The sequence below is a fragment of the Rahnella perminowiae genome (assembly GCF_019049695.1).
GTDB classification, from domain to species: Bacteria; Pseudomonadota; Gammaproteobacteria; order Enterobacterales; family Enterobacteriaceae; genus Rahnella; species Rahnella perminowiae.
On the sequence record NZ_JAFMOT010000169.1, the window covers coordinates 60080 to 80212 of the forward strand.

Genomic DNA, 20133 nt, shown 5'->3' on the forward strand with positions numbered 1-20133 from the left:
CGATGTTAATAGCAATGGATTTCGACGGGGTCGTGGTTGATGGAGTAGACGAATGCATGCTAATTACATGGAATGTATTACATGACAGACCTCTCAGTGATTTTAACCAAGATGTACTTCAAAACATCCCACGCCTGATGGCTAAACGATTCAGGAAATTAAGGAATTTTGTACGCCATGACGGTCACTTTATTGCCTCATTCACTGAATTTGGTAATGAAGCTATAGATAATGACAGATTCACTGCTATATATGAATCAATTCCAACTGAAGATAAGAAAATATTCAGGGATAAGTTCATCCATTATAGGAAGCTGGCAAGAAGTCTCTACCCTGATTTTTGGGCTGAACTACACCGTCCGCTATTGGATGTTTCAAATTTATTTGAAACAGCTAATGATATCTATATTGTATCAGGAAAGGATGAAGAGTCTATATTATACATTCTAAGTAAATATGGTTTAAACATACCCGCGAATAAAATATATGGAAGGATGACTGACAAAAACAAGACTCTTACCTTGCTAAAATCAATAGCCTTCGATAAAAACGAGGATATTCTATTTATTGATGACAATATCCAAAATGTTATTGATGCATTAGATCATGGCATTCAATCATTTTGGGCTAATTGGGGATACAACATCCCTGAGCATAAATTAATGGCACTTCAAAAAGGAATTAATGAATTAGATACCGAGGATCTCTTGAAATTAGTCAAGAAACCCTCTTAACGCAATATTATTTCAATTTTTTCTGTATGAGGAGTAATAACTCATGGCGAAAGAAATACTATGTGGTTTTGGAGTGGGTGTAGATGCCGTTGCAGGCTGGCTATCTTCTTATGGGGGAGAAGATTCTCCAAGCGATATATCTCGCGGTATGTTCGCTGGCGAAGTAGGTACTCCACGTCTTCTGAATCTATTTGACCAGTTTAATATCCCCACCACCTGGTTTATGCCTGGTCATTCCATCGAAACCTTTCCTCGGCAAATGGAAGCAGTTGTCAATGCTGGACATGAGGTAGGGGTTCATAATTACAGTCATGAAAACCCAATATCTATGTCGCCTGACCAAGAAAGAGAAGTCCTTCTAAAAGGCATTGACATGGTCACAAAATTAACAGGGAAGAGACCTACTGGGTATGTCGCTCCATGGTGGGAATTTTCTCCTGTAACCACAGATCTTCTATTAGAAAATGGCATCAAATATGACCATTCACTAATGCATCATGATCATCAGCCTTATTATGTCAGGAAAGGTGATTCCTGGACCAAGATAGATTATTCCAAGACACCGACCGAATGGATGAAACCGCTGGTACGCGGAGAAGAGACGGACCTTATTGAATTACCCGCCAGTTGGACAATCGACGATATTCCTCCTTTCATGTTCATGAAAACAAAACCCAACAGCCAAGGTTTCATGAATCCCAGGGACATCGAACAGTTGTGGAGAGATCAATTCGATTGGGTCTACCGTGAGCATGAATATGCGATCTTTACTTTTACGATTCACCCGGACGTATCTGGACGCCCGCACGTATTAATGATGCTCGAACGCCTCTTAACTCATATGCTTGGTCATCCAGGGGTGAAATTCCTAAAATTGAATGACATTGCAGATGACTTTGCCAAGCGTTCTCCACGGAAAAAATAATGACACGGCAGCCGATAAGGCTGCCTGTTTTATGTATCTCAAACCATAAATCCGCTATTTTTTGATAGTTCGAGAATTCTGTCTCTGATTCCTGAAACGAGTGGGTTACGTAATGAGCTATCAATCCATACCAAATAGATTGAATTTATAGGGAGTCTCTCATGGACATTCACTTCAACGATCTGACCTCTTGCTATGCTTTGGGCGCATAAATACTCAGGCATCACAGTCCAACCAATATTTTCTCGGATCATTCTTTCTAAAATTCGCAAATCCGGTACAGTAATAGACGGACGAAGCAGTGCAAAAAATCGCGAAGAATCCTGGAAAACTTCCCTTATCAAGGGTAACTGTTCATCATAAGCTATTAGAGGAAGCTTCGACAGCGTATCAATCACGTCCTCGTTTTCTTTGAAGTTGTCTGCTATGAGTGACGCTACCACAACTATTAACTTTTCCATTCCAATTTCAGCATATCCAAATTTTTGTTTATCCGGCATAGAAGTTGTGAAACCTAGTTGACAACTTCCGTCCAGAAGACAGCTGTATATGCGCTTCCTATTTCCTGTCAAAACTTTAAATTTAATACCTTCATTGAATAATATTTTCACCAAGTACGGTAATTTTGACCACATTAATTCTGCTGGCCCGATGAAAGATACTGTCCCCGAGGACTTTCTTGTACGTGATCTAAGCATCGACAACTTCAGTTCAATCGTTTCTAAATCTGAAGCCACCAATCTCGCCAATTCCTCCCCATCCACTGTAGCCACCACACCATGTGAACGACGAGTAAAGAGAACACACCCGGTAAAAGCCTCAAGTGAATGAATGTGGGCAGACATTGCAGGCTGGCTTATGCCCAACCGCATTGCCGCTTTTGAAATCGAACCAGCTTTGTATACTTCAACAAAACTTCGTAACTGAACCAGATAGCTCATACTGCGCATCCTTAAGAGCCTGAAGCTCTCCGATTACGACATAAAATCGAAAGCCTGCACAGTATTATGTTATAAACATGTTCCGTTAATGCTTCTATACATATTAACTTATTTTAACAATTAAAGGATTTTATAGGGTAAGAATAGAATGTATCAAGATAACCCATTGATATACCTATATTTTAAGTGCGTTATATCTGGTTGGCATTAAGGTTTCAAGCATGCCATGAGATTCGGATTGGCGTGTTGTCTTCTATTACATACTCTGGGGAGTGATAGTCGCTAAACCTTTAAATTGGCTAAATAATCATTGTATTTTTATCTATTAACGTTGACAACCTCAACTCAAATCGAGTTATCAAAAATTCCGTTGGTCAGCGAAGCGGTTAGCTTCTTTTAGACCGGTTCGGACTACCTCTCGGAACATTAATCATCATCCCATGGTGCCCGTTTCCATTTTTCAGTCATGAAATCAATAAATACACTTAGCCTACGGGGTATTGGTTCTCGCCGCGCCCGGACAACACTGATCTGAGATGTGTTTGCTTCCCAATCAGGCAGAACTCGGCAAAGTTTCCCAGCTCTCAATTCATCATGAATATCCCAAGTTTCTCGAAGAGATATGCCAAGCCCCGCCAAACTCCAGGCATGCAATACGTCTCCGTTGTCACTGATAAGGTTGCCAGTAACGCTGATGCTTCTTTCATGACCGTCTTTACGTAATGTCCATGAATTGTGTAAAAAACCCGGGTAAGCGAATACTAAGCAGTTGTGATTTAAAAGATCTTCTGGTCGCTCAATGGGTGGATGATTCTTCAGGTATTCGGACGATGCGATGAGAATACGTCTATTATTTGCTATTTTTCTGGCCAGAAGGCGAGAATCAGCCAGATCCCCCATACGAATAGCCAGATCGAAATCACCACTGTAAAGATCCTGGATTTGGTCAGATAACCTTAAATCAAAGCCCACCCTCGGATGTACTTGGCAGAATGCAGCGATCGCAGGAGCAACATATTTTCGGCCAAACGGTGCGGGCGCAGTCAAACGAATATTTCCGCTTAACTCCTCACTATCCCCTCGGGAAAGTTCCTTCATCTCATCCAGAACGGCCAACGCTACGCGAGCCCTCTCAGCTATAGCTCTGCCCTCGTCTGTAATACGTAGATTACGGGTGTTTCTTTCAAAAAGTGTAGTGCCAAGTGCAGTTTCCAGCCTGGCTATCTGCTTGCTCACCATCTTGGGGAGTATCTGTAGGTCTCGTGCTGCGGCAGAGAAATTGTTTCTGTCGACGACGTGTAAAAACACTTCAAGGTCGTCATTTCTCAAGTTTATTTTGTTCATTTTGGGGTAAGTGTTTGTCCGTTTAGGTCTATTTAAAGGATAAATAGATTGTTCCACAATAAGACTCAATATGACAAGTCTGTTATGTCGCATGCAGTCAGAAGAATTTTGCTTTAAGTCCCCCCATATAGAGGAAGTTAAAATGCCTAAACGTATCCTGTTTGTATTGACCAGCCATGACCGTAAAGGTCAAGCCGAGAGTAAAGATGCCGCACCCAGTGGTTTCTATCTTTCTGAGGTGTCTCACCCCTACGATGTACTCACAAAAGAAGGATATGAAATTGATTTCGTGAGTCCCAGGGGAGGCAAGACACATGTTGACGGTTTAGACCTCAGCGATCCGGTTAACGCCTCCTTTTGGAATAATGATTCCTTACGCGAGGCAACTAAAACCACATTAAAACCCTCGCAGATTGATCCTGACGTCTATGACGCCGTCTACTATGCAGGAGGGCATGCGACGATGTGGGATCTCCCTGACAATATAGAGTTGGCGGGTGTTTCATCACGAATTTATGAAAAGGGTGGCGTTGTCGCTGCGGTTTGTCATGGCCCCGCCGGATTGGTGAATATTCGGCTTTCCGATAATGAATATCTGGTTGCGGGCAAAAAGGTGTCAGCTTTTACCAACGATGAAGAACGTGCTGTAGGGTTGTACGACATTGTTCCATTCTTACTTGAAGACACGCTGAAGCAAAGAGGTGCTGAGCATCTTGCAGCCGCAAATTTTCAGCCACAGGTGATTGTCAGCGAGAGATTAGTGACCGGACAGAATCCCGCTTCCGCAAAAGGAGTCGCTGAGGCAATGCTGCCTTTGTTGGCTTCTATTGAAAATAGAAGAGCCTGAGTTATGAAAGAACGCATGCCTTTTGTTATATATGTCTTTGCACTCTGCGCTTTTGCTTTGGGATTCACTGAATTTGTCACGATCGGCTTAGTTTCCAGGATATCAACTGATCTAAACGTCAGTGTCAGTCATGTAGGTACAGCGGTGACAGCCTACGCCCTCGGTGCCGTAATTGGTGCTCCGGGATTAACTGCGTTGGCAACACGATGGCCTCGTAAAAGATTATTACTTGTTGCTATGGGCCTGTTTACAGTTGGCAATGGTATCGTCGGTGCGTCTGAGTCCCTAACGCCTATGTTGATTGCACGATTTGCTTCCGGTTTAGGGCACGGAGTGTTTCTTGCTGTTGCTTCAAGTGTGGCAACCCAACTGGCTGGGCGACATCGTGCTGGCGCCGCTGTTTCGGTCGTTTTTGGCGGTCTTACAATTGCGTTGGCATTAGGCGTACCACTTGGTACCTACATCGGTAGTCTGTTGAGTTGGCAGTCTATATTCATGGCAGTAACGGCAAGTGGAGCGATCGGTTTCATTGGATTGGCAATGCTGATGCCCACGGATCAAAATGATCCCTCCTTGCAAGCAAATGCCATGGACGGTTTAAAAGCCATGTTTAACCCACTACTGCTTGCCGGAGCAGGAATTACAGTTTTGGCCTATGCAGGATCTTTTGCCCTGTATACGTATATTTCCCCGATTCTACTTCAGGTAACGCATGTAGACGAGCGTATGAGTAGTTTGCTTATGTTGGTCTACGGCGTGATGGCCGCTATCGGGAATGTCTGGGGTGGTCGCCTGACTGACAAGCAAGGTGCAGAACGTGCCGTGATGACAATTCTTATTGGTCTGGCGATCGTCCTCTTTGCTATGTGGTTCTCTGTCTCATCCTTAATGTTAATGGCACTGTTTATTGGGTTGCTTGGAGCATTGACATACGCAGCGGTCCCCTCAATGCAAGCAAGAGTGATAGGGCTATCTCACATACATGCACCTGAAGCTCCAGCTGTGGCAGCAGGACTGAATATTGCCGGTTTTAACGGAGGAATTGCATTAGGGTCGCTATTGGGGGGTGTAGCACTGGATGTTATTGGTCTTACAAGCCCTACTTGGGTTGGAGGCGGAGTTGTAATCGTTGGTATTTTGTGGATGTTATTACAAATAAATTCGAATAAAAGACGCACCACCTCCGATTACTCCTGATAGTACACATAGCATTTAAAATGGCTCAGTGAACACCAAATCACTGAGCCATTTTATTTTACCTCTTTGAAAAATATCACAACCAGATACAAGTAGTGTTTATTTTACAAATTCAGCCTCTATTATTCTGGCCTGTTTAGTATCAATCGTAATTTTAAACACCTTTCAAAAACACAGCGACATTCATCAGCAATATCATTGTGTGAAAGGAGATGTACTATGTCAGAAAAGCCCACTTACCCAAACATTAGAGATGGAATTCCAGATTGGATAACTATCAGGGAGGCTGTTAGACTCTTCAACGGATTGAATGGGTGTAAAATAAAAAAAAGTGATTTTTATCGATTCGCGCTACAAGGTAAAATTCGTCTTTCAATATATTTTCAATCCCCAGTAATATTGAGGAAAATTAAATCACGAAATCATAAATTAAAGCTAAGACCAATAAAAAGTTCGTCAACGATGAAATCATTCATGCTTGCCGAAAGTTCCTTTGTCAGCGAAAACAATTTAACTTTCAGTACTGAAGGAAGATATATCCACCCTGTACAGAGAGTCATCGACACAACATTGCTCGGCTATGAATATGTCCTTATACAGCGTTTACTTGCACAATCATTAAAGATTCCACCACCTGTAACTGGAGCAAGGTCGAATAATTATGGCATTACCGTTTCTTTATTGGGGGAAGCGTTTCAAGTTTTCGAAAAGATGACATGGCATGAAAGAATCGAACGACACGTAAAAAGGCTACCTAAAGATATTTCATCGGATGGTTACGAAAAAATAGCACTAAACGACCTAAAAAAAGATTTTAATAAATGTTATTTTCCTATGCATGAATTACCGAGTGATGCCTGCTTTGTCCTCAGAAAAAGTGAACTTGATAAGTTGATCAACAAACCGATCGAAAAAGAAATACTTCCACCCTCTCCAACTCGGATATCCACCCCTCTATCACGCCTCTTCTGGCTTGCCTGCAAAAATAATGAAACTATCAGTCCGCTAATCATGCAACCGTATAAACTATTGTCCATTTTTGAACAATGGGCATCAGAGGAAGGCATTACCGATCGATTCAGTGGCGACACGCTCAAGGCTGCGCTTGAGCGCGGCTCGCCCCCTTCCCTGCCAACACAAAAGTAAGATGATGCCCTTCGCTATGAAAACCCGTATTAAGGATTGTATTTTCCGTAATACGGGCTCATCACCTTTCTCCACACCACGACTTTGTGTTGTCGTGTTATCTCCCGGCTAGCGCTATATCTGCCACAGGAGAATACCGTGACATCTCATCAGTTATTACGTCTGAAACAGGTTGAAGAAAAAACGGGCCTGAAGCGCTCTCAAATCTATCTGTATATGAAAGACGGCACCTTCCCCCGCTCAATCAAGATTGGCCCGGCCAGTGTCGCCTGGCTCGAATCGGAAATTGACGAATGGATCAATATTAAATTAGTCCGCCGCTCAATAGGCTGAAGGGAGAAAATACCATGATTATCCCATCACTTAATTACGCCGTATTAACCGATGCCCTGCATGCATTGAAGGATGGCAACATTCGTCACTGTGAATCGCTAGGATTCACTTTCGACGAAATGAATGCCCTCAACCAATTATCACTAGACGAGCTGTTTATCATCAGTCGGGAGTCTGCGCAGTTTTTGGCTGTGACGGTTCATCACGACGTATTACACCTGCTTCTGGCAAAATCCCGTAAGGAGGTCCTGCAGCAACAGCGTATCAATCATGCCATCCGGCTCGGCGGGTCAATTGCGCTACTCAACAAGTATTTTGGCCTCACCTCCAACGAAGTGTGCCTTCGCCGCCGGTTACTGGGCGTCCGTGTGCCTTATGGCCGGACGCCAGAGCCGGACGAAGATACGGATGCGGCTATCTGGCTACAATGGCAACAATGCCGGGTGGCCAACCTGGAATCGACCGATGCGCTGGCCGCCATGATGCAGGTAACACAAACCCTGCTGCCGAAAGTCGAAGGGTTGTCACTGACCATCGTCTGGAAGCGTATCGCACTTTGCGAACGGGAGGCGTTAGACCGGAGGGCCGCCCATGCCAGATGAGATTGACCGCGATCAGGAATTTAATGAGCAACGACTGGAGGATATGATTGAACAGAGTCGTTTTAAGCCAGGGTCTACGCCATCATTATTCCATTGTCGTGTATGCGGTAAGCCCATTCCTGAAAAGCGACGGCAGGCGCTGCCGGGCATAACTACCTGCACGGAATGTCAGGAAAAACTTGAACGCCGAAGACGTTAATAATGGTCACAGAGACATGCAGGAATATTTCCCCTGCATGTCTCTATCATTAACTATAAATCCACAGTCGTCTTTATTAACTATTTCACTTCCTTTTATTTACCTCAAAGCTTATCCCATTCCACCACTAATTTATCTCTCTCATTTTAACTTTGAATTTATCGTTTATATACCGCCCCGGATATCTGATCATGAAAACGTCATTACATAATAGTTACCCGTATTGACATTAATTCTCTTGGAACGGGTATTGTTCTTTAAAAATAAGGTTCGGGCTGTCACATAACCACAATTCAGGGTGCCGCTGAATGTTCTCGCTGACCCGTTAAAACCGGAATGCAGAATTGGGATGTGACCTATTTATTTCATGCACTGTTATTTTAATTAAAGGATATTCCATGCGAAAACCCATTTACCACGTATTTGTCACTCAGGAAAGTCAGCCCGACCCACTGGGTGAAAAAAACACCTGGTGGACTAAAGTCGGCGTGGCTTTTGCCCATCACGGTAAACCCGGCCTGAACGTGGTACTGACACCCGGCATTGCCGTTTCCGGAAAGCTGGTGCTCCTTGAGCCCAGGGATGACGGCGATGCGACACAGGATACTCCCGTTTAACCGCCCTTCCCCCTTTTCCCGGCCCTGTCCCGTCAGATGGCGGTACGCGTTGCCCGGTTTACCGTTCCGAGGCCACCATGCTTTCCACCTCCGTGTTTCTGGCGGCGTCCATGCAGTGCGCCGCCAGCGTTCACCCGTCTACGGCACTCGATGTGGCACGGGTCGAATCCGGTTTGAATCCGTATGCCATCGCTGAAATCCTGCCCGGTGGCAAAGGCGTGACTTCACATTTCCCCACAAGCAAGGATGAGGCCCTCAGTCTCACCGGACGGCTGGCGGCACAGGGCCGACGTTATTCGGTCGGGCTGATGCAAATCACCAGCACCAATTTCCGTCATTACGGCGTGAGCGCCCGCGACCTTCTTGACCCCTGTACCAACCTGTCCGTCTTTGAGCACATCCTCACCGACTGCTACCGCCGCGGCGGTTCCCTCAAGCGTGCGCTCAGTTGCTACTACTCGGGAAATTTCATGACCGGTCAGCAAGCGGAATCCGCGTTTAACCAGACCAGCTACATCCAGCGCATCGGCTACGCCGTACCGTCAACGCGGGAAGACCGGCAGCGGCCTACCGCCGAAAAGCTCGTGCCGGAAATCCATTACCCCGCCGCCGTCTTGCGTGGTGAGCTTACCGATAACGCTACGTCAGTTCTGACATCCCTGCGCTACCCCAATGCCGTGATACGCGGCGCGTTACCCATTCCCAGCCCCCAGGAGGAACAATGATGAAACGAAAACAGACTGACTGGCCCGTCCTCTCTTCCTTGTTAATGGCAAGCCCGGTGCTGGCAGCAGACAGCGGATTTAATAAAGCCAATGAGACGCTGAGCAACACCTCTACCGGTCTGCTCGGGCTGGCCGCCGTCACCATCACGCTGGCCACCATGTGGGTGGGATACAAAGTCTTGTTTGACGGCAAGAGCCTGCATGACATGCGTAACATCATCATTGGCGCCATCCTTATTGTCGGTGCGTCAGGTTTCGGTGCCTACTGGGCGTCATAAGGGAGGCAACGATGGCTACGCTGAACAAAGCGCTGACGCGACCTGCCGCCATAGCCGGCATTCCCCTCGTGCCGTTCGTGATGGTCAGCGGGGCCATCGTCCTGCTGGCGGTCTATGTCAGCTATTACCTGATATTACTGCTTATCCCTGCCTGGCTGGAGATGAAGGCAAAGGCCAGAACCGATATTCACTATTTCGGGCTGCTCTGGCTGGCCTTTAAAACCCGTGGCCGGTTTGGCACCAATAAACATTTTGGTGCTAATGCCCTGCTGACAAACCGCTATGACGCCGTCGACGTCTCGGAGTTTATTGAAAAAATGAAGTTAAACGAGCGCGTTACGCTGGATAAATACATTCCGTATTCCTCCCATATTCACCCGCACGTCATCAGAAACCGCCAGGGTGATTTGGTTGCCAGCTGGGAGCTGGAGGGCACCGTTTTTGAATGCGAGGACGAACATCACCTGACGTTAATGGCGACGCATCTCAATAACGTGATTCGCGCATATGAAGGCCTGCCGGTCACGTTCTATCTTCACCGTATCCGGGAGAAATACCACGATGCCTTTGACGCGAATTCAGGCATTCCCTTTTCTGATGAAGTGACCCGGCTTTATTACCAGCCGATCAGCGAAAAACCGTTCTGGCGGCACCGGCTGTTTTTCACCCTCTGCTACGCGCCCTTCTCTCCGCTGGAGAAAAAGGCCATGAAGGCGCAGCCGTCCGGTAAACGCAAAGCGGCGCTGGATGATGCTCTGAAAGTGATGCTGGAATACCGGGAGGCACTGGCTTCCGCGCTGTCCCGCTATACGGCGACGCCGCTGGGGATGTATGAAGACAACGGGCGGGTGTATTCCGCCCAGTTGTCCTTTTATCACCGTCTGCTCACCGGCCAGTGGCAAAAGGTGGCGGTCACGCGTGCGCCGTTTTATGAAACATTAAGCACGCCGGATGTCTTTTTTACCACCGACACCGCCGAGTGCCAGACGGTCAGCAGCTCCCGTTTTTTTCGCAGTCTGGAAATCAAAGATTACTCGCCTGAAACCGCGACCGGCCTGCTGGACGCGCTGCTGTATGCCGAAAGCGAGTATGTGCTTACGCAGTCCTTCACCTGCATGGCCCGCGATGAGGCGCAGAAGCATATTCGCCTGGCGGAAAAGCGCCTGAATTCGGCGGACGACGACGCCATTTCACAGCGGGAAGAGCTGATTGTCCTGCGTGACCTGCTCCAGTCCGGGCATGTGTCCTGCGGGAAATACCACTTCTCCCTGCTGGTATCTTCAGACAGCCCCGAGCAGGTGGTGAAGGATACCAACGCGCTGGCGCAGCCTTTCGCCGACCTCGGCATCATGACGACGCTGTCCACGCTGTCGCTGCCCGCTGCGTACCTGGCGCAACTGCCGGGGGTGTATACGCTACGCCCGCGGTTGGTGGCCGTCAGCAGCCAGAACTTTGCCGACCTGGCGAGCCTGCACAACTTTCATTCCCACAAGCGGAGCGGTAATCCCTGGGGTGACGCCATCGCCATCCTCAAATCACCGGGTGGTGGCGGGTATTACCTGAACCTGCACGACAGCCAGAGTGGGCGGGATGACTTCAACGAAAAAACGCCGGGTAATACAGCGATTATCGGGAAAACCGGCTCTGGGAAAACAATGCTGATGACCATGATGCAGCAACTGATGCAGAAGTACCGCAATCCGGCGACGTTCTCCGCCTCAGCCACAATCCAGCGGTTCACAACGGTGTATTTCGACAAGGACCGGGCGGCGGAGATGGCAATACGCCAGATGGGTGGACGCTACTTCCGTATCCGTACCGGCACGCCCACCGGGTTTAACCCGTTTTCGCTTGCCCCAACCCGGCGGAATATCAGCTTTATCAAACGACTGGTGCGCATGCTGTGCCGCCGCAACGGCAAGCCGCTCGATCCGCGCGATGAGGAACGGATCAGTGCCGCCGTAGATACCATTATGCTCGACTACCCGCCCGAATACCGCAAGTTCGGTATCACCCGATTGCTGGAAGTCCTGCCGGAGCCGCCAACCACCGACGCCCGCATCAACGGGCTGCGCATCCGCCTTAAACAATGGGCGCAGGGGGGCGAGTTCGGCTGGGTATTCGACAATGAGGAGGACACCTTCAACATCGGCAACATCGGCAACATTGATAACGTGGGTATCGACGGTACGGAATTTCTCGATGATGAAGATATTCGCGGCCCCATCACGTTTTATCTGCTTTACCGCGTCACCGGCCTGCTGGATGGTCGCCGGCTGGTGATGTTCATGGACGAATTCTGGAAATGGCTGGCCGATGTCGAATTTTCCCGCTTCTCGCTCAATATGCTGAAAGTGATCCGCAAGCTGAACGGCATCTTCGTCCCCGCCACCCAGTCACCTGACGAAATCGTCAAACACCCTATTGCTCCGGCGATTATTGAGCAGTGCAGCACGCAGATTTTTCTCGCCAACCCGAAGGCCAGCCGGGCGGATTACGTGGAAAAGATGAAAGTGCCTGAAAGCGTGTACGACATCGTCAGAAACCTCGATCCGGGTGAGCGCTCTATGGTGGTTCTGAAAACTCCGTTACGCGCAGGTGAAACCCGGCCGTTTGTGGCGATGGCGAAAATGGATTTATCGGGCCTCGGGAAACTTACCAAAATGCTGAGCGGGAGCGAAGACAACCTGAAACTGTTCGACACCCTGTATCAGGAAGGAATGCAGCCTGATGACTGGAAAGCCGCCTTCCTTAAAAAAGCCCTGTAATATTCATGACGGAGGTAATGAAAATGCGGTTCAGAGATATCATACTGGCATTATCGTTGTGTATTTCCACCCAGGCGATGAGCGCCGGAATACCGGTATTCGACGCCGTACAGAATACCGAATCCATGAATCAGTGGATCCAGAAACTCCAGCAGTGGCAGGAAACCGTCACCCACTATAGAAGTGAACTCGATGCCTACAAGCAGCAATTAGCCACAGCAACGGGCGTGCGGGACGTTCAGGCATTTCTCCGCGAGGCCAAAAGTCTGAAAACCGATATCGATAATCTTCGTCAAAACGGTATTTCACTGGATGACCTGCTGAGCAACCAAAGCGGGTCATATTCGTCTGAACTTAATAGCTTGTATAACAAATATAAAACGTTCGATACCTGTAACCCGTCCAGCGCTTCACAACGCTATCTGGACAGTTGCAAACAGATGATCCTGAATCAGGCTGTAGCAATAGAAAATACGTCCGAGGTTGAAAACAAGATCACGGGCACGCTCGACGATATATCAGATTTATCGGACCGTATTGCTAATGCGCAGGATTCGAAAGAGTCACAAGACCTGGCTAACGCCATCGCGGCCAAAAGCGTACAATTGAATGCGCTGACCAGCCAGTGGGAGATGTCAGTCAAACAAACTGAACAGCGCGCAACGCTGCTGGAACAGCAAAAACAGAAAGCCTTTCAGCAACAGCAATTAACTGCGCCCGTTGCTGATCTGAACTCTTTATAGGGAGGTTAAAGAACTACCCGATTGGTTGCCATTGTCCATTGAGAAATACTGCACAGGTCAAGCGTGCTTCAGGGTGTGGACGGCACGCCTTAGGTAACTCCATCACACCACATTTAAAGCCACCGAAGGAACAGTTGGCAGCACATGCGTTGCCAATCAGGGCCTCCAACTGCTCGATGAGTATCGCGGTGCATTGCTTCATAAATGTACCAAGATCCATCTCATCTTGTGGATATTTATCGCTAATGAGTTCGATTGTCGGCGAATAAATCCTGCCATCGGGTTTCATCGTGAAGTCTTTCCAGGCAACTTTCTGACCGGCTTTCGGATGCTCCCAGGCATTGCGTAGCTCTCGTATAAAGCACATCACTGAGATCAGTTTGTCGAAGAACACACAGAATCCGTGGATATCACCGTGTTTTTGGTGAATGGTAGTTCTCAGATTTTCCAGCAGCCTCTTTCCTTCCGTCGGCTTATAAATTGACACAAGAAAATCGGTCAACACCTGTCGTAGGTTGTCGGCTAGCCTTATATAAATGTCAATGTTTGTATGCAGATTGGACGTATGAGGCAACTTTTGTCCTTTATTTCCGCTTGGCCCACCCGCATCTGCGACTTCTGAAATCTGTTCGAAAACCTTCTCGGTCAGGTCGTGAATCTCACAGAGGATGCCTGTCCCTTTGAGGATGAGTCCCATCGCTGTTTCTTGCGAAATGACATCTCTCATAAATCCGGAACTAAACAACCTTTCGCCGGAAACGAGTATTTTCCCGACAATCGGATTATCAAAACCGTAGGAAAACACCTTCTGATAAACATCGCTCACATTGATATTGGTTCGCTCAGGATCGATGTGATCGGCCTTTTGCATCAGGAAAATACTTTTATCCTTTACAACATAAAGACCTTCCGGTGTCCCAAACATGAAACGTAAAGGCGTCTGGTCGTCCACATCTAAAATTTCGATGACCTTAGCGCCATCTCTGAACTGATCAATTTTGTTTTTCAAGGTTCAGTGCCTTATCGCTGTTCTGAGAATAGTACCAATCTCAATTTTAATGATCGCACTGCCAAATCCAATGCAGACGTCTGGCATTTTGTAGGACTGTTACTGTTTTTCTAATGGATTGCTAGAACTCTGATCAGAGCAATACGTCTGGGCGCCCCTTGCAAAGGAGACTATCACTAATCTTTTATTCCCCATCTGTTCTTTTCTGAAGTGAGGCACCATGTCCGGTGGTATTTTTGTTGGTATGGACAAAAACATCATGGATGGACTCAATGCCGTGTTAGAAGGTCAGTCCTCTACCTACGGCACCCTGATCAGTGTGATTATCGTCAGTTCCTTCACCCTATTTATTACGTATCGGGGGTATCAGACGCTTGGCGGCAAACTCCAGACACCGGTTGAAGATGTTGTCTGGGATGTGGGGCGCATGTTGCTGATCACCACTTTTGTTTTAAACCGCGAGGGCTGGCTGGATGCCATCATTGTGGCCATTGAAGGGCTTAAGGACGGCATCAGTGGCGATGATAATGTCTGGGCGCTGCTCGACACGGTGTGGGAAAAGGCACAAGCGCTGGGGCAAACGCTGTTTAATCTCGATACCTCCACCTACGTTAAAGTGAATGGCGGTTTTGCCGAGGTGCTGGTCTGGGCCGGTGCAATCGTTCTGTTACTGGCTGCAACCTTTGTCAACCTGCTCGCCGAAATCACCATTCTGTTAATGACCACCACCGCCCCACTCTTTATTTTCTGCCTGCTGTACGGTTTTCTTAAACCCATGTTTGATAACTGGCTGAAAACAATATTTACCGCAATCTTAACGATCATGTTCTCTGCCCTGTCTGTCCGGATCGCCATCAACTACCTGAATAAAATACTGGATACCGCCACAGCAACGTCTGCTGAAAGCAATATGGTGACCCTGGCGGCGCAATGTTTGCTGGCCGGAATTGCCGCGGGCGTCGTGGTGTATTTTTCAGCGAAAATAGCCACTGCGCTGAGCGGTGCCGCCGTACAGGCCGTGTTACAGGGTGCAACCATGAGCGGACTTAGCGGGCTGGTGAGCAAATCTGCCGACGTCGCCAGACCCGGCATAAAGGCCGGGGGCCGACTGACCGCCAAAGGTGGCATGGCAGCAGCCGCGACAACCGGCAGGTTCATTGGCGCAGGTGCGGGCAAAGCCGTGAACGCCTGGCAGAAACGTGCCACCGCCATCGAAAGCATGAAGCGCCAGAATCAGCAGCGTCACCTTTAATCCTCCCGACCGCTAATTTCTTTTCTCCGTCACGCCGTGGCCTCTGCCAGCGGTGCGGCCTTCCTGCATTTATCCGATAAGAGGCTTCCATGAAATTCACCATCTTGCTTCTGATGCTGTGCGCGCTTACGGGCTGCGCGCAGCATCAGGGCGACCTCCCGCCGGTGTCCGGCGATCCCCAGCCGGTTAATTCCCCCGCCATAATTCAGGAGCTGACTCACCATGTCTGATATTCAGCGTATCATTAATGTCTCGCGCTCTTTTGAATCCATCCTGCTGGAAAAGGAAGAGCGTTCCCGCAAAACCGCCTGGCGGGTGGCCGCTGCCGGGCTGATTCTGGCTGCACTGGCAATTACGGCCATTATTATTCTGCTGCCGCTGAAAACCACTGACATTGAATTGTGGTCGGTGGATAAACAGACCGGCCGTTATGAGTATATGACCCGCATTAAAGAGCGGGATATTGCGTCTGAAAAAGCGCTGGCCCATTCACTGGCGGCACACTATGTCAGACTCCGCGAAGGGTATAACTATTTCTCCCTCCAGCGTGATTATGACGACGTACAATTATTTAACAGCGACAGCGTGAACCGGGCTTATCTTGACGGGTTTAACGGCGACCAGGCACCGGACGTTGTTTTTAATAAAGCCGAATATGTTGTCTATATCGACATTATTTCCAATGTGCACGCGCCTGCCACCGGGCAGGATAACCTGGCAACCCTGCGTATCAAGCGTACCCTTCGCCGTATTTCTGATAATTCAGTGAAAACGGACTTCTGGAATATCCGCCTCACTTACCGCTATGTACCGCATCAGCAACTGACGGACAGTCAGCGGGAAGTGAATCCGCTGGGCTTTATCGTCACCAGCTACCAGCGCGATAAAGAACTGAGGAGCGAATAATGCTGAAAAACATCCTGCTCCTGACGGGCTTACTGGCGTCATGCGCGACATGGAGCGCCGCCACCCCGCGCGGCAGCGCCTATGACAGCCGGATGCAGAACGTATCGTATAACAGCCAGAACGCCACCGTGGTGAATACCCGCCCTGGCTATGTCACCACGCTGCTGTTTGACGACGATGAAGCTGTGATTGATGCGCAAGCGGGCTTTCCAAAAGGCTGGACGGTAACGAAAAGTGATAACCGGGTGGGCGTCAGCCCGAACCCCATCACCCAGCCGGTGACGGACGCCAGCGGCAACAACGTCAGCCAGGTATTTTTGCCCACGGCAAAGGACTGGAAGACCAACCTCTTCGTGGTGACCTCAAAGCGTGATTACAGCCTGGAGCTGAACGTGCTGGACCACGATTCCCCCGCGCAGGCGTTCGTTATCCGTTACCACTATCCGGCCGAGGTTCGCCAGCAATCCGCCGCCGCCAGCGCCGCGCGTCAGACGCAGCAGCGTGAAAGACAGGAGAAGCAGCAAATAGCAGCGGCATTCGGAGAGGCCAGCATGCCACGCAACTGGCGCTACACCAAACGGGTCGCCGCCGGTTCGACCTCCATCGCGCCGGATTTTGCCTGGGACGATGGTCGTTTTGCATATATCGGTTTTTCCCCCATCAGAACCCTGCCTTCCGTTTTCCGGGTGGTTAACGGACGGGAGCAGGCGCTCACGCCCCGGACAGTTAAGCAGGGTAATTACACCGTGATGGTGGTGCCGGCAGCGCCACAACTGGTGTTGCGTTACGGCACCTCGGTGGTGGGGATCGAAAACGACGGATTCGGGCGCATCCCGATAACCCGCAGCGACACTGTTTCACCGTCCGTTACGCTGGAGGCGAAATGACCGATAAACCTGTCCCGGATGAACCGGAAAAAACCACCGCAGAGCGGGAAGCGGAAGCCCGCGAACGCGCCCGTGCGACAATGGCGTATCAGGAGCCGGAGCAGAAAACACCACCCGGCCAGCCGGAAGTGAGCCGTTTTCGTAAGGCATCCGGTCGCCGTACGCTGATCGTCAGCCTGCTGAGTCTGGCGCTGGTGATCGCCCTGGCATCCGGCGGCGATCGGATTTTCAGTGCATTGAAAGGGGGTAATGAGAAAGAAGCCGACACCGCGCCGCCACACTCTGCCGGGGCTGCGCAGCAGGAGCGTAAAAATCTGGGCATGGACAGTAACCCGTTTGGCCTGTTCGGGCCGGAAAGACAGAAAGCCACTGCCCCTGCCAGCCAGACCGTCACTCCCGCACCCACCCTGCCACCGGCCCCACCCGCCCTGAACAAGGCAGCCGCGCTGGCTGACGGGCTGAACAACGCCCGAACAATGCCGGGTGATAATGCACGCACGTCCCCGGGTGAAACGCGCAGCCACGCAGAAACATCCGACAGTGGGTCATCATCCACGACGTACACATCCTGCCCGTCAGTACTGACCCGAGGAAAGGATGGCAGCCTTCGCTGCACGGATACTGCCGTGCCGGAAACGGGTAACAACGGCAATCCGGGCGTCGCCCGAGTCACCGGCGTCAGACGGTTGGGTCTCGATCCTGATCTCTATATCCCGGTGGACCGCTATATCCCGTGTTCGATGATGTGGCGCTTCGTGTCCGATGCCGGGGGGCATATTTCCTGCCTGGTCAGTGAAGATGTTTACAGCGCCAGCAACCATGTGACGCTGATCCCGGCGGGAACGGTCGCCCGTGGCATCTACCGCACCGGGGCGCTGCAACACGGACGCAGCCGGATGTTTGTGCTGTGGACGGAGCTGCGCACGCCTGAGCCCGGCAGCCTGCAAATCCCGCTAACTGATACGCAGGCCAGCGGCCCGCTCGGCGAAGCGGGGATCTCAGGTTGGATCGACAACCATTTCTGGGAGCGCTTCGGCAATGCCCTGATGCTCAGTACCGTGCAGGACGTGGCAGCGGCGGCGTCGGATGCTGCCCCGGGGAAAGACCGCAATACCGACTACACCGAAAACACCCGCGCAGCCACGGCGGAAATGGCGAAAACGACGCTGGACAACAGCATCAATATCCCGCCCACCCTGTACCTGAATCAGGGTGATGTCATCGGGATCATGACCGGCACCGACATTGATTTCTCATCCGTCTGGCAGCTGCGACTGAAAAAGAGGTGGTATGAACGCTGAAAACCTGTCGCTGGATTTTATGAAAAACCAGCTGTTTGGTGAGTTTATTGCGCAGGACGGCCTGACGGAAATTGCCGTTAACCGGCCGGGTGAACTCCATACCAAAATCCGGGGGAAATGGCAAAAACATGATTCCCCGGTTACGCTGCGTCAGTGTTACGCCTTTGCCAGAGCACTGGCGTCGTGGCAGGACGATAATATCGACAACACCTCGCCGATCCTTTCCGCCACGCTTGAATCAGGCGAGCGCATTCAGGCCATCATTCCCCCGGCCTGTGAGCGTAATACCGTGTCTATTACGCTGCGCAAACCCTCATTCGGGCAGAAAACGCATCAGTCATGGATTGATGCGGGATTTTATAACCGGGTAAGCGGTAAGGAGCGAACGGAAGGCAAAGATGTTGAACTGACCCGCTATTTTCAAGGTGGGGAAATTTCCCGCTTTATGGAAAAAGCGGTGGAATACGGCAAGACGATTTTTATCGTCGGTGAAACCGGATCCGGTAAAACCACCTATATGAAATCGCTGCTGCACCATATTCCCCGGCACCTCAGGCTGACCACCATCGAGGATAGTCCCGAAATCCGCTTCTATCACCACACCAATTATGTCCATCTCTTTTATCCGGCGGATGCCGGGGATAATGCCATTGTCACGCCCGGCAGACTGATACGCGCCAATTATCGTATGAACCCTGACCGGATATTACTGGCAGAAATTCGCGGTCGGGAAGCCTGGGATGCGCTGAAAATCGTTGGTTCCGGACATGAGGGATTAATGACCTCCCTGCATGCGGGCAGCCCGGAAGAATGCATTGAAGGGTTAATTGACCGCTGCTATGAAAACCCCGACTGCCGGAACATGCCTTTCGACGTGCTGTTACGCAAGGTGCTTAAGAGCATTGATGTGATAGTCAGCATTGATATTCACGGTGACATACGCCGGATGAGTGATGTTTATTTTAAACCCCTTCATCTTAATGGCATGAGAGGTGTATTCAGCAAAGGACTTCAATAAATAACTTATCGAATTACGCAACACTCGTTTGAATATGAAGGTGACCGAAATGAAAAAATCAATATCCTCCGCATTATTGCTCTGCATTATGGCGTCATATTCCACCTCCGTCATGGCCGCTGACGCCTGTGAAGTGGTGTTATGTATGTACGGTAAAGCCACCGGGAACGGCGGCGGCAATGAATGCCATTCGGCCGAACGTGCATTCTTTAATATCGTCAAAAAGAACAAGCACGGTTTTCTGCCAGACCATACTGCCGATGCGAGAAAATCATTTTTACTTGAGTGTGACTCGGCAGCCCCGGCAATTATCAACCAGATAATCAGTAAATTTGGCCGCATGCGTGGTTAATTAGCGGAG

The 20133-nt window shown here is 49.6% G+C and carries 23 protein-coding genes; 19 read left to right on the plus strand and 4 right to left on the minus strand.

The features are described from left to right. The first annotated feature begins 2 nt into the window (after nt 1-2). Nucleotides 3-734, plus strand: a complete 732-nt coding sequence (locus J1781_RS09065; protein WP_024359928.1) for an HAD family hydrolase — start codon at nt 3-5, stop codon at nt 732-734. Nucleotides 735-777: 43 nt separating this feature from the next. Then, complete coding sequence (locus J1781_RS09070; protein WP_217138377.1) at nt 778-1659, plus strand: polysaccharide deacetylase family protein; 882 nt, start codon at nt 778-780, stop codon at nt 1657-1659. Between the two features lie 38 nt (nt 1660-1697). On the opposite strand, the gene J1781_RS09075 is transcribed toward J1781_RS09070, so the two are convergent. Beyond that, on the minus strand, nt 1698-2600 hold the full coding sequence (locus J1781_RS09075; RefSeq protein ID WP_217192140.1) for a LysR family transcriptional regulator: 903 nt from the start codon (nt 2598-2600) through the stop codon (nt 1698-1700). Between the two features lie 426 nt (nt 2601-3026). Continuing rightward, nucleotides 3027-3944 (minus strand): LysR family transcriptional regulator, encoded by a 918-nt coding sequence (locus J1781_RS09080; RefSeq protein WP_048284455.1) that lies wholly within the window; start codon nt 3942-3944, stop codon nt 3027-3029. Nucleotides 3945-4086: 142 nt separating this feature from the next. Between J1781_RS09080 and J1781_RS09085 the strand changes: the two genes are divergently transcribed. The 11 genes from J1781_RS09085 (at nt 4087) to J1781_RS09135 (ending at nt 13399) form a co-directional block, all read left to right on the plus strand. After that, a complete protein-coding gene (locus J1781_RS09085; RefSeq protein ID WP_217138379.1) occupies nt 4087-4791 on the plus strand; it encodes a type 1 glutamine amidotransferase domain-containing protein in 705 nt (234 codons plus the stop codon). Nucleotides 4792-4794: 3 nt separating this feature from the next. Beyond that, complete coding sequence (locus tag J1781_RS09090; protein WP_217233459.1) at nt 4795-5988, plus strand: MFS transporter; 1194 nt, start codon at nt 4795-4797, stop codon at nt 5986-5988. Nucleotides 5989-6207: 219 nt separating this feature from the next. Next, nucleotides 6208-7134, plus strand: a complete 927-nt coding sequence (locus J1781_RS09095; protein ID WP_217192258.1) for a hypothetical protein — start codon at nt 6208-6210, stop codon at nt 7132-7134. A 138-nt stretch (nt 7135-7272) separates the two neighbouring features. After that, nucleotides 7273-7467 carry an AlpA family transcriptional regulator gene (locus J1781_RS09100; protein WP_009635172.1) on the plus strand — a complete coding sequence of 65 codons (195 nt, stop codon included), beginning with the start codon at nt 7273-7275 and terminating at the stop codon, nt 7465-7467. A 14-nt stretch (nt 7468-7481) separates the two neighbouring features. Beyond that, nucleotides 7482-8069, plus strand: coding sequence for a DUF2857 domain-containing protein (locus J1781_RS09105; RefSeq protein ID WP_217138381.1), 588 nt, complete (start codon nt 7482-7484; stop codon nt 8067-8069). Beyond that, nucleotides 8059-8268, plus strand: coding sequence for a TraR/DksA family transcriptional regulator (locus tag J1781_RS09110; protein WP_009635174.1), 210 nt, complete (start codon nt 8059-8061; stop codon nt 8266-8268). The genes J1781_RS09105 and J1781_RS09110 overlap by 11 nt, the downstream gene beginning before the upstream one ends. Before the next feature lie 398 nt (nt 8269-8666). Next, nucleotides 8667-8885, plus strand: coding sequence for a hypothetical protein (locus J1781_RS09115; RefSeq protein WP_102118974.1), 219 nt, complete (start codon nt 8667-8669; stop codon nt 8883-8885). A 77-nt stretch (nt 8886-8962) separates the two neighbouring features. Then, nucleotides 8963-9610 (plus strand): lytic transglycosylase domain-containing protein, encoded by a 648-nt coding sequence (locus tag J1781_RS09120; RefSeq protein ID WP_217147104.1) that lies wholly within the window; start codon nt 8963-8965, stop codon nt 9608-9610. After that, a complete protein-coding gene (locus tag J1781_RS09125; protein ID WP_217147109.1) occupies nt 9610-9888 on the plus strand; it encodes a TrbC/VirB2 family protein in 279 nt (92 codons plus the stop codon). Before J1781_RS09120 ends, J1781_RS09125 begins: the two co-directional genes overlap by 1 nt. An 11-nt stretch (nt 9889-9899) precedes the next feature. Beyond that, nucleotides 9900-12656 carry a VirB4 family type IV secretion/conjugal transfer ATPase gene (locus J1781_RS09130; protein ID WP_217147103.1) on the plus strand — a complete coding sequence of 919 codons (2757 nt, stop codon included), beginning with the start codon at nt 9900-9902 and terminating at the stop codon, nt 12654-12656. A 23-nt stretch (nt 12657-12679) separates the two neighbouring features. Then, nucleotides 12680-13399 (plus strand): TrbJ/VirB5 family protein, encoded by a 720-nt coding sequence (locus tag J1781_RS09135; RefSeq protein ID WP_209635809.1) that lies wholly within the window; start codon nt 12680-12682, stop codon nt 13397-13399. Nucleotides 13400-13412: 13 nt separating this feature from the next. Here the strand turns inward: J1781_RS09135 and J1781_RS09140 are convergent, their stop codons facing one another. Further along, a complete protein-coding gene (locus tag J1781_RS09140) occupies nt 13413-14408 on the minus strand; it encodes a hypothetical protein (protein ID WP_217147102.1) in 996 nt (331 codons plus the stop codon). Nucleotides 14409-14628: 220 nt separating this feature from the next. Between J1781_RS09140 and J1781_RS09145 the strand changes: the two genes are divergently transcribed. Next, entirely contained in the window at nt 14629-15660 is a 1032-nt protein-coding gene (locus J1781_RS09145) for a TrbL/VirB6 family protein (RefSeq protein ID WP_209635813.1), read from the plus strand. Between the two features lie 29 nt (nt 15661-15689). On the opposite strand, the gene J1781_RS09150 is transcribed toward J1781_RS09145, so the two are convergent. Further along, nucleotides 15690-15884, minus strand: a complete 195-nt coding sequence (locus J1781_RS09150) for a hypothetical protein (protein WP_217147101.1) — start codon at nt 15882-15884, stop codon at nt 15690-15692. Here J1781_RS09150 and J1781_RS09155 point away from each other — a divergent pair. The 5 genes from J1781_RS09155 to J1781_RS09175 are packed head-to-tail and all read left to right on the plus strand — an operon-like array spanning nt 15883 to nt 20124. Continuing rightward, on the plus strand, nt 15883-16566 hold the full coding sequence (locus J1781_RS09155) for a VirB8 family type IV secretion system protein (protein WP_209635815.1): 684 nt from the start codon (nt 15883-15885) through the stop codon (nt 16564-16566). The two genes, J1781_RS09150 and J1781_RS09155, sit on opposite strands and share 2 nt — an antisense overlap. Next, on the plus strand, nt 16566-17453 hold the full coding sequence (gene virB9 / locus J1781_RS09160; protein WP_217147100.1) for a P-type conjugative transfer protein VirB9: 888 nt from the start codon (nt 16566-16568) through the stop codon (nt 17451-17453). The genes J1781_RS09155 and virB9 overlap by 1 nt, the downstream gene beginning before the upstream one ends. Further along, complete coding sequence (gene virB10, locus J1781_RS09165) at nt 17450-18754, plus strand: VirB10/TraB/TrbI family type IV secretion system protein (RefSeq protein ID WP_217192260.1); 1305 nt, start codon at nt 17450-17452, stop codon at nt 18752-18754. The genes virB9 and virB10 overlap by 4 nt, the downstream gene beginning before the upstream one ends. Next, the gene (virB11, locus tag J1781_RS09170) at nt 18744-19772 is read left to right on the plus strand and encodes a P-type DNA transfer ATPase VirB11 (RefSeq protein WP_217147493.1); all 1029 of its coding nucleotides are present in this window, start codon (nt 18744-18746) and stop codon (nt 19770-19772) included. Before virB10 ends, virB11 begins: the two co-directional genes overlap by 11 nt. Before the next feature lie 49 nt (nt 19773-19821). After that, nucleotides 19822-20124, plus strand: a complete 303-nt coding sequence (locus J1781_RS09175) for a TrbM/KikA/MpfK family conjugal transfer protein (protein ID WP_209635824.1) — start codon at nt 19822-19824, stop codon at nt 20122-20124. Nucleotides 20125-20133 lie beyond the last annotated feature (9 nt).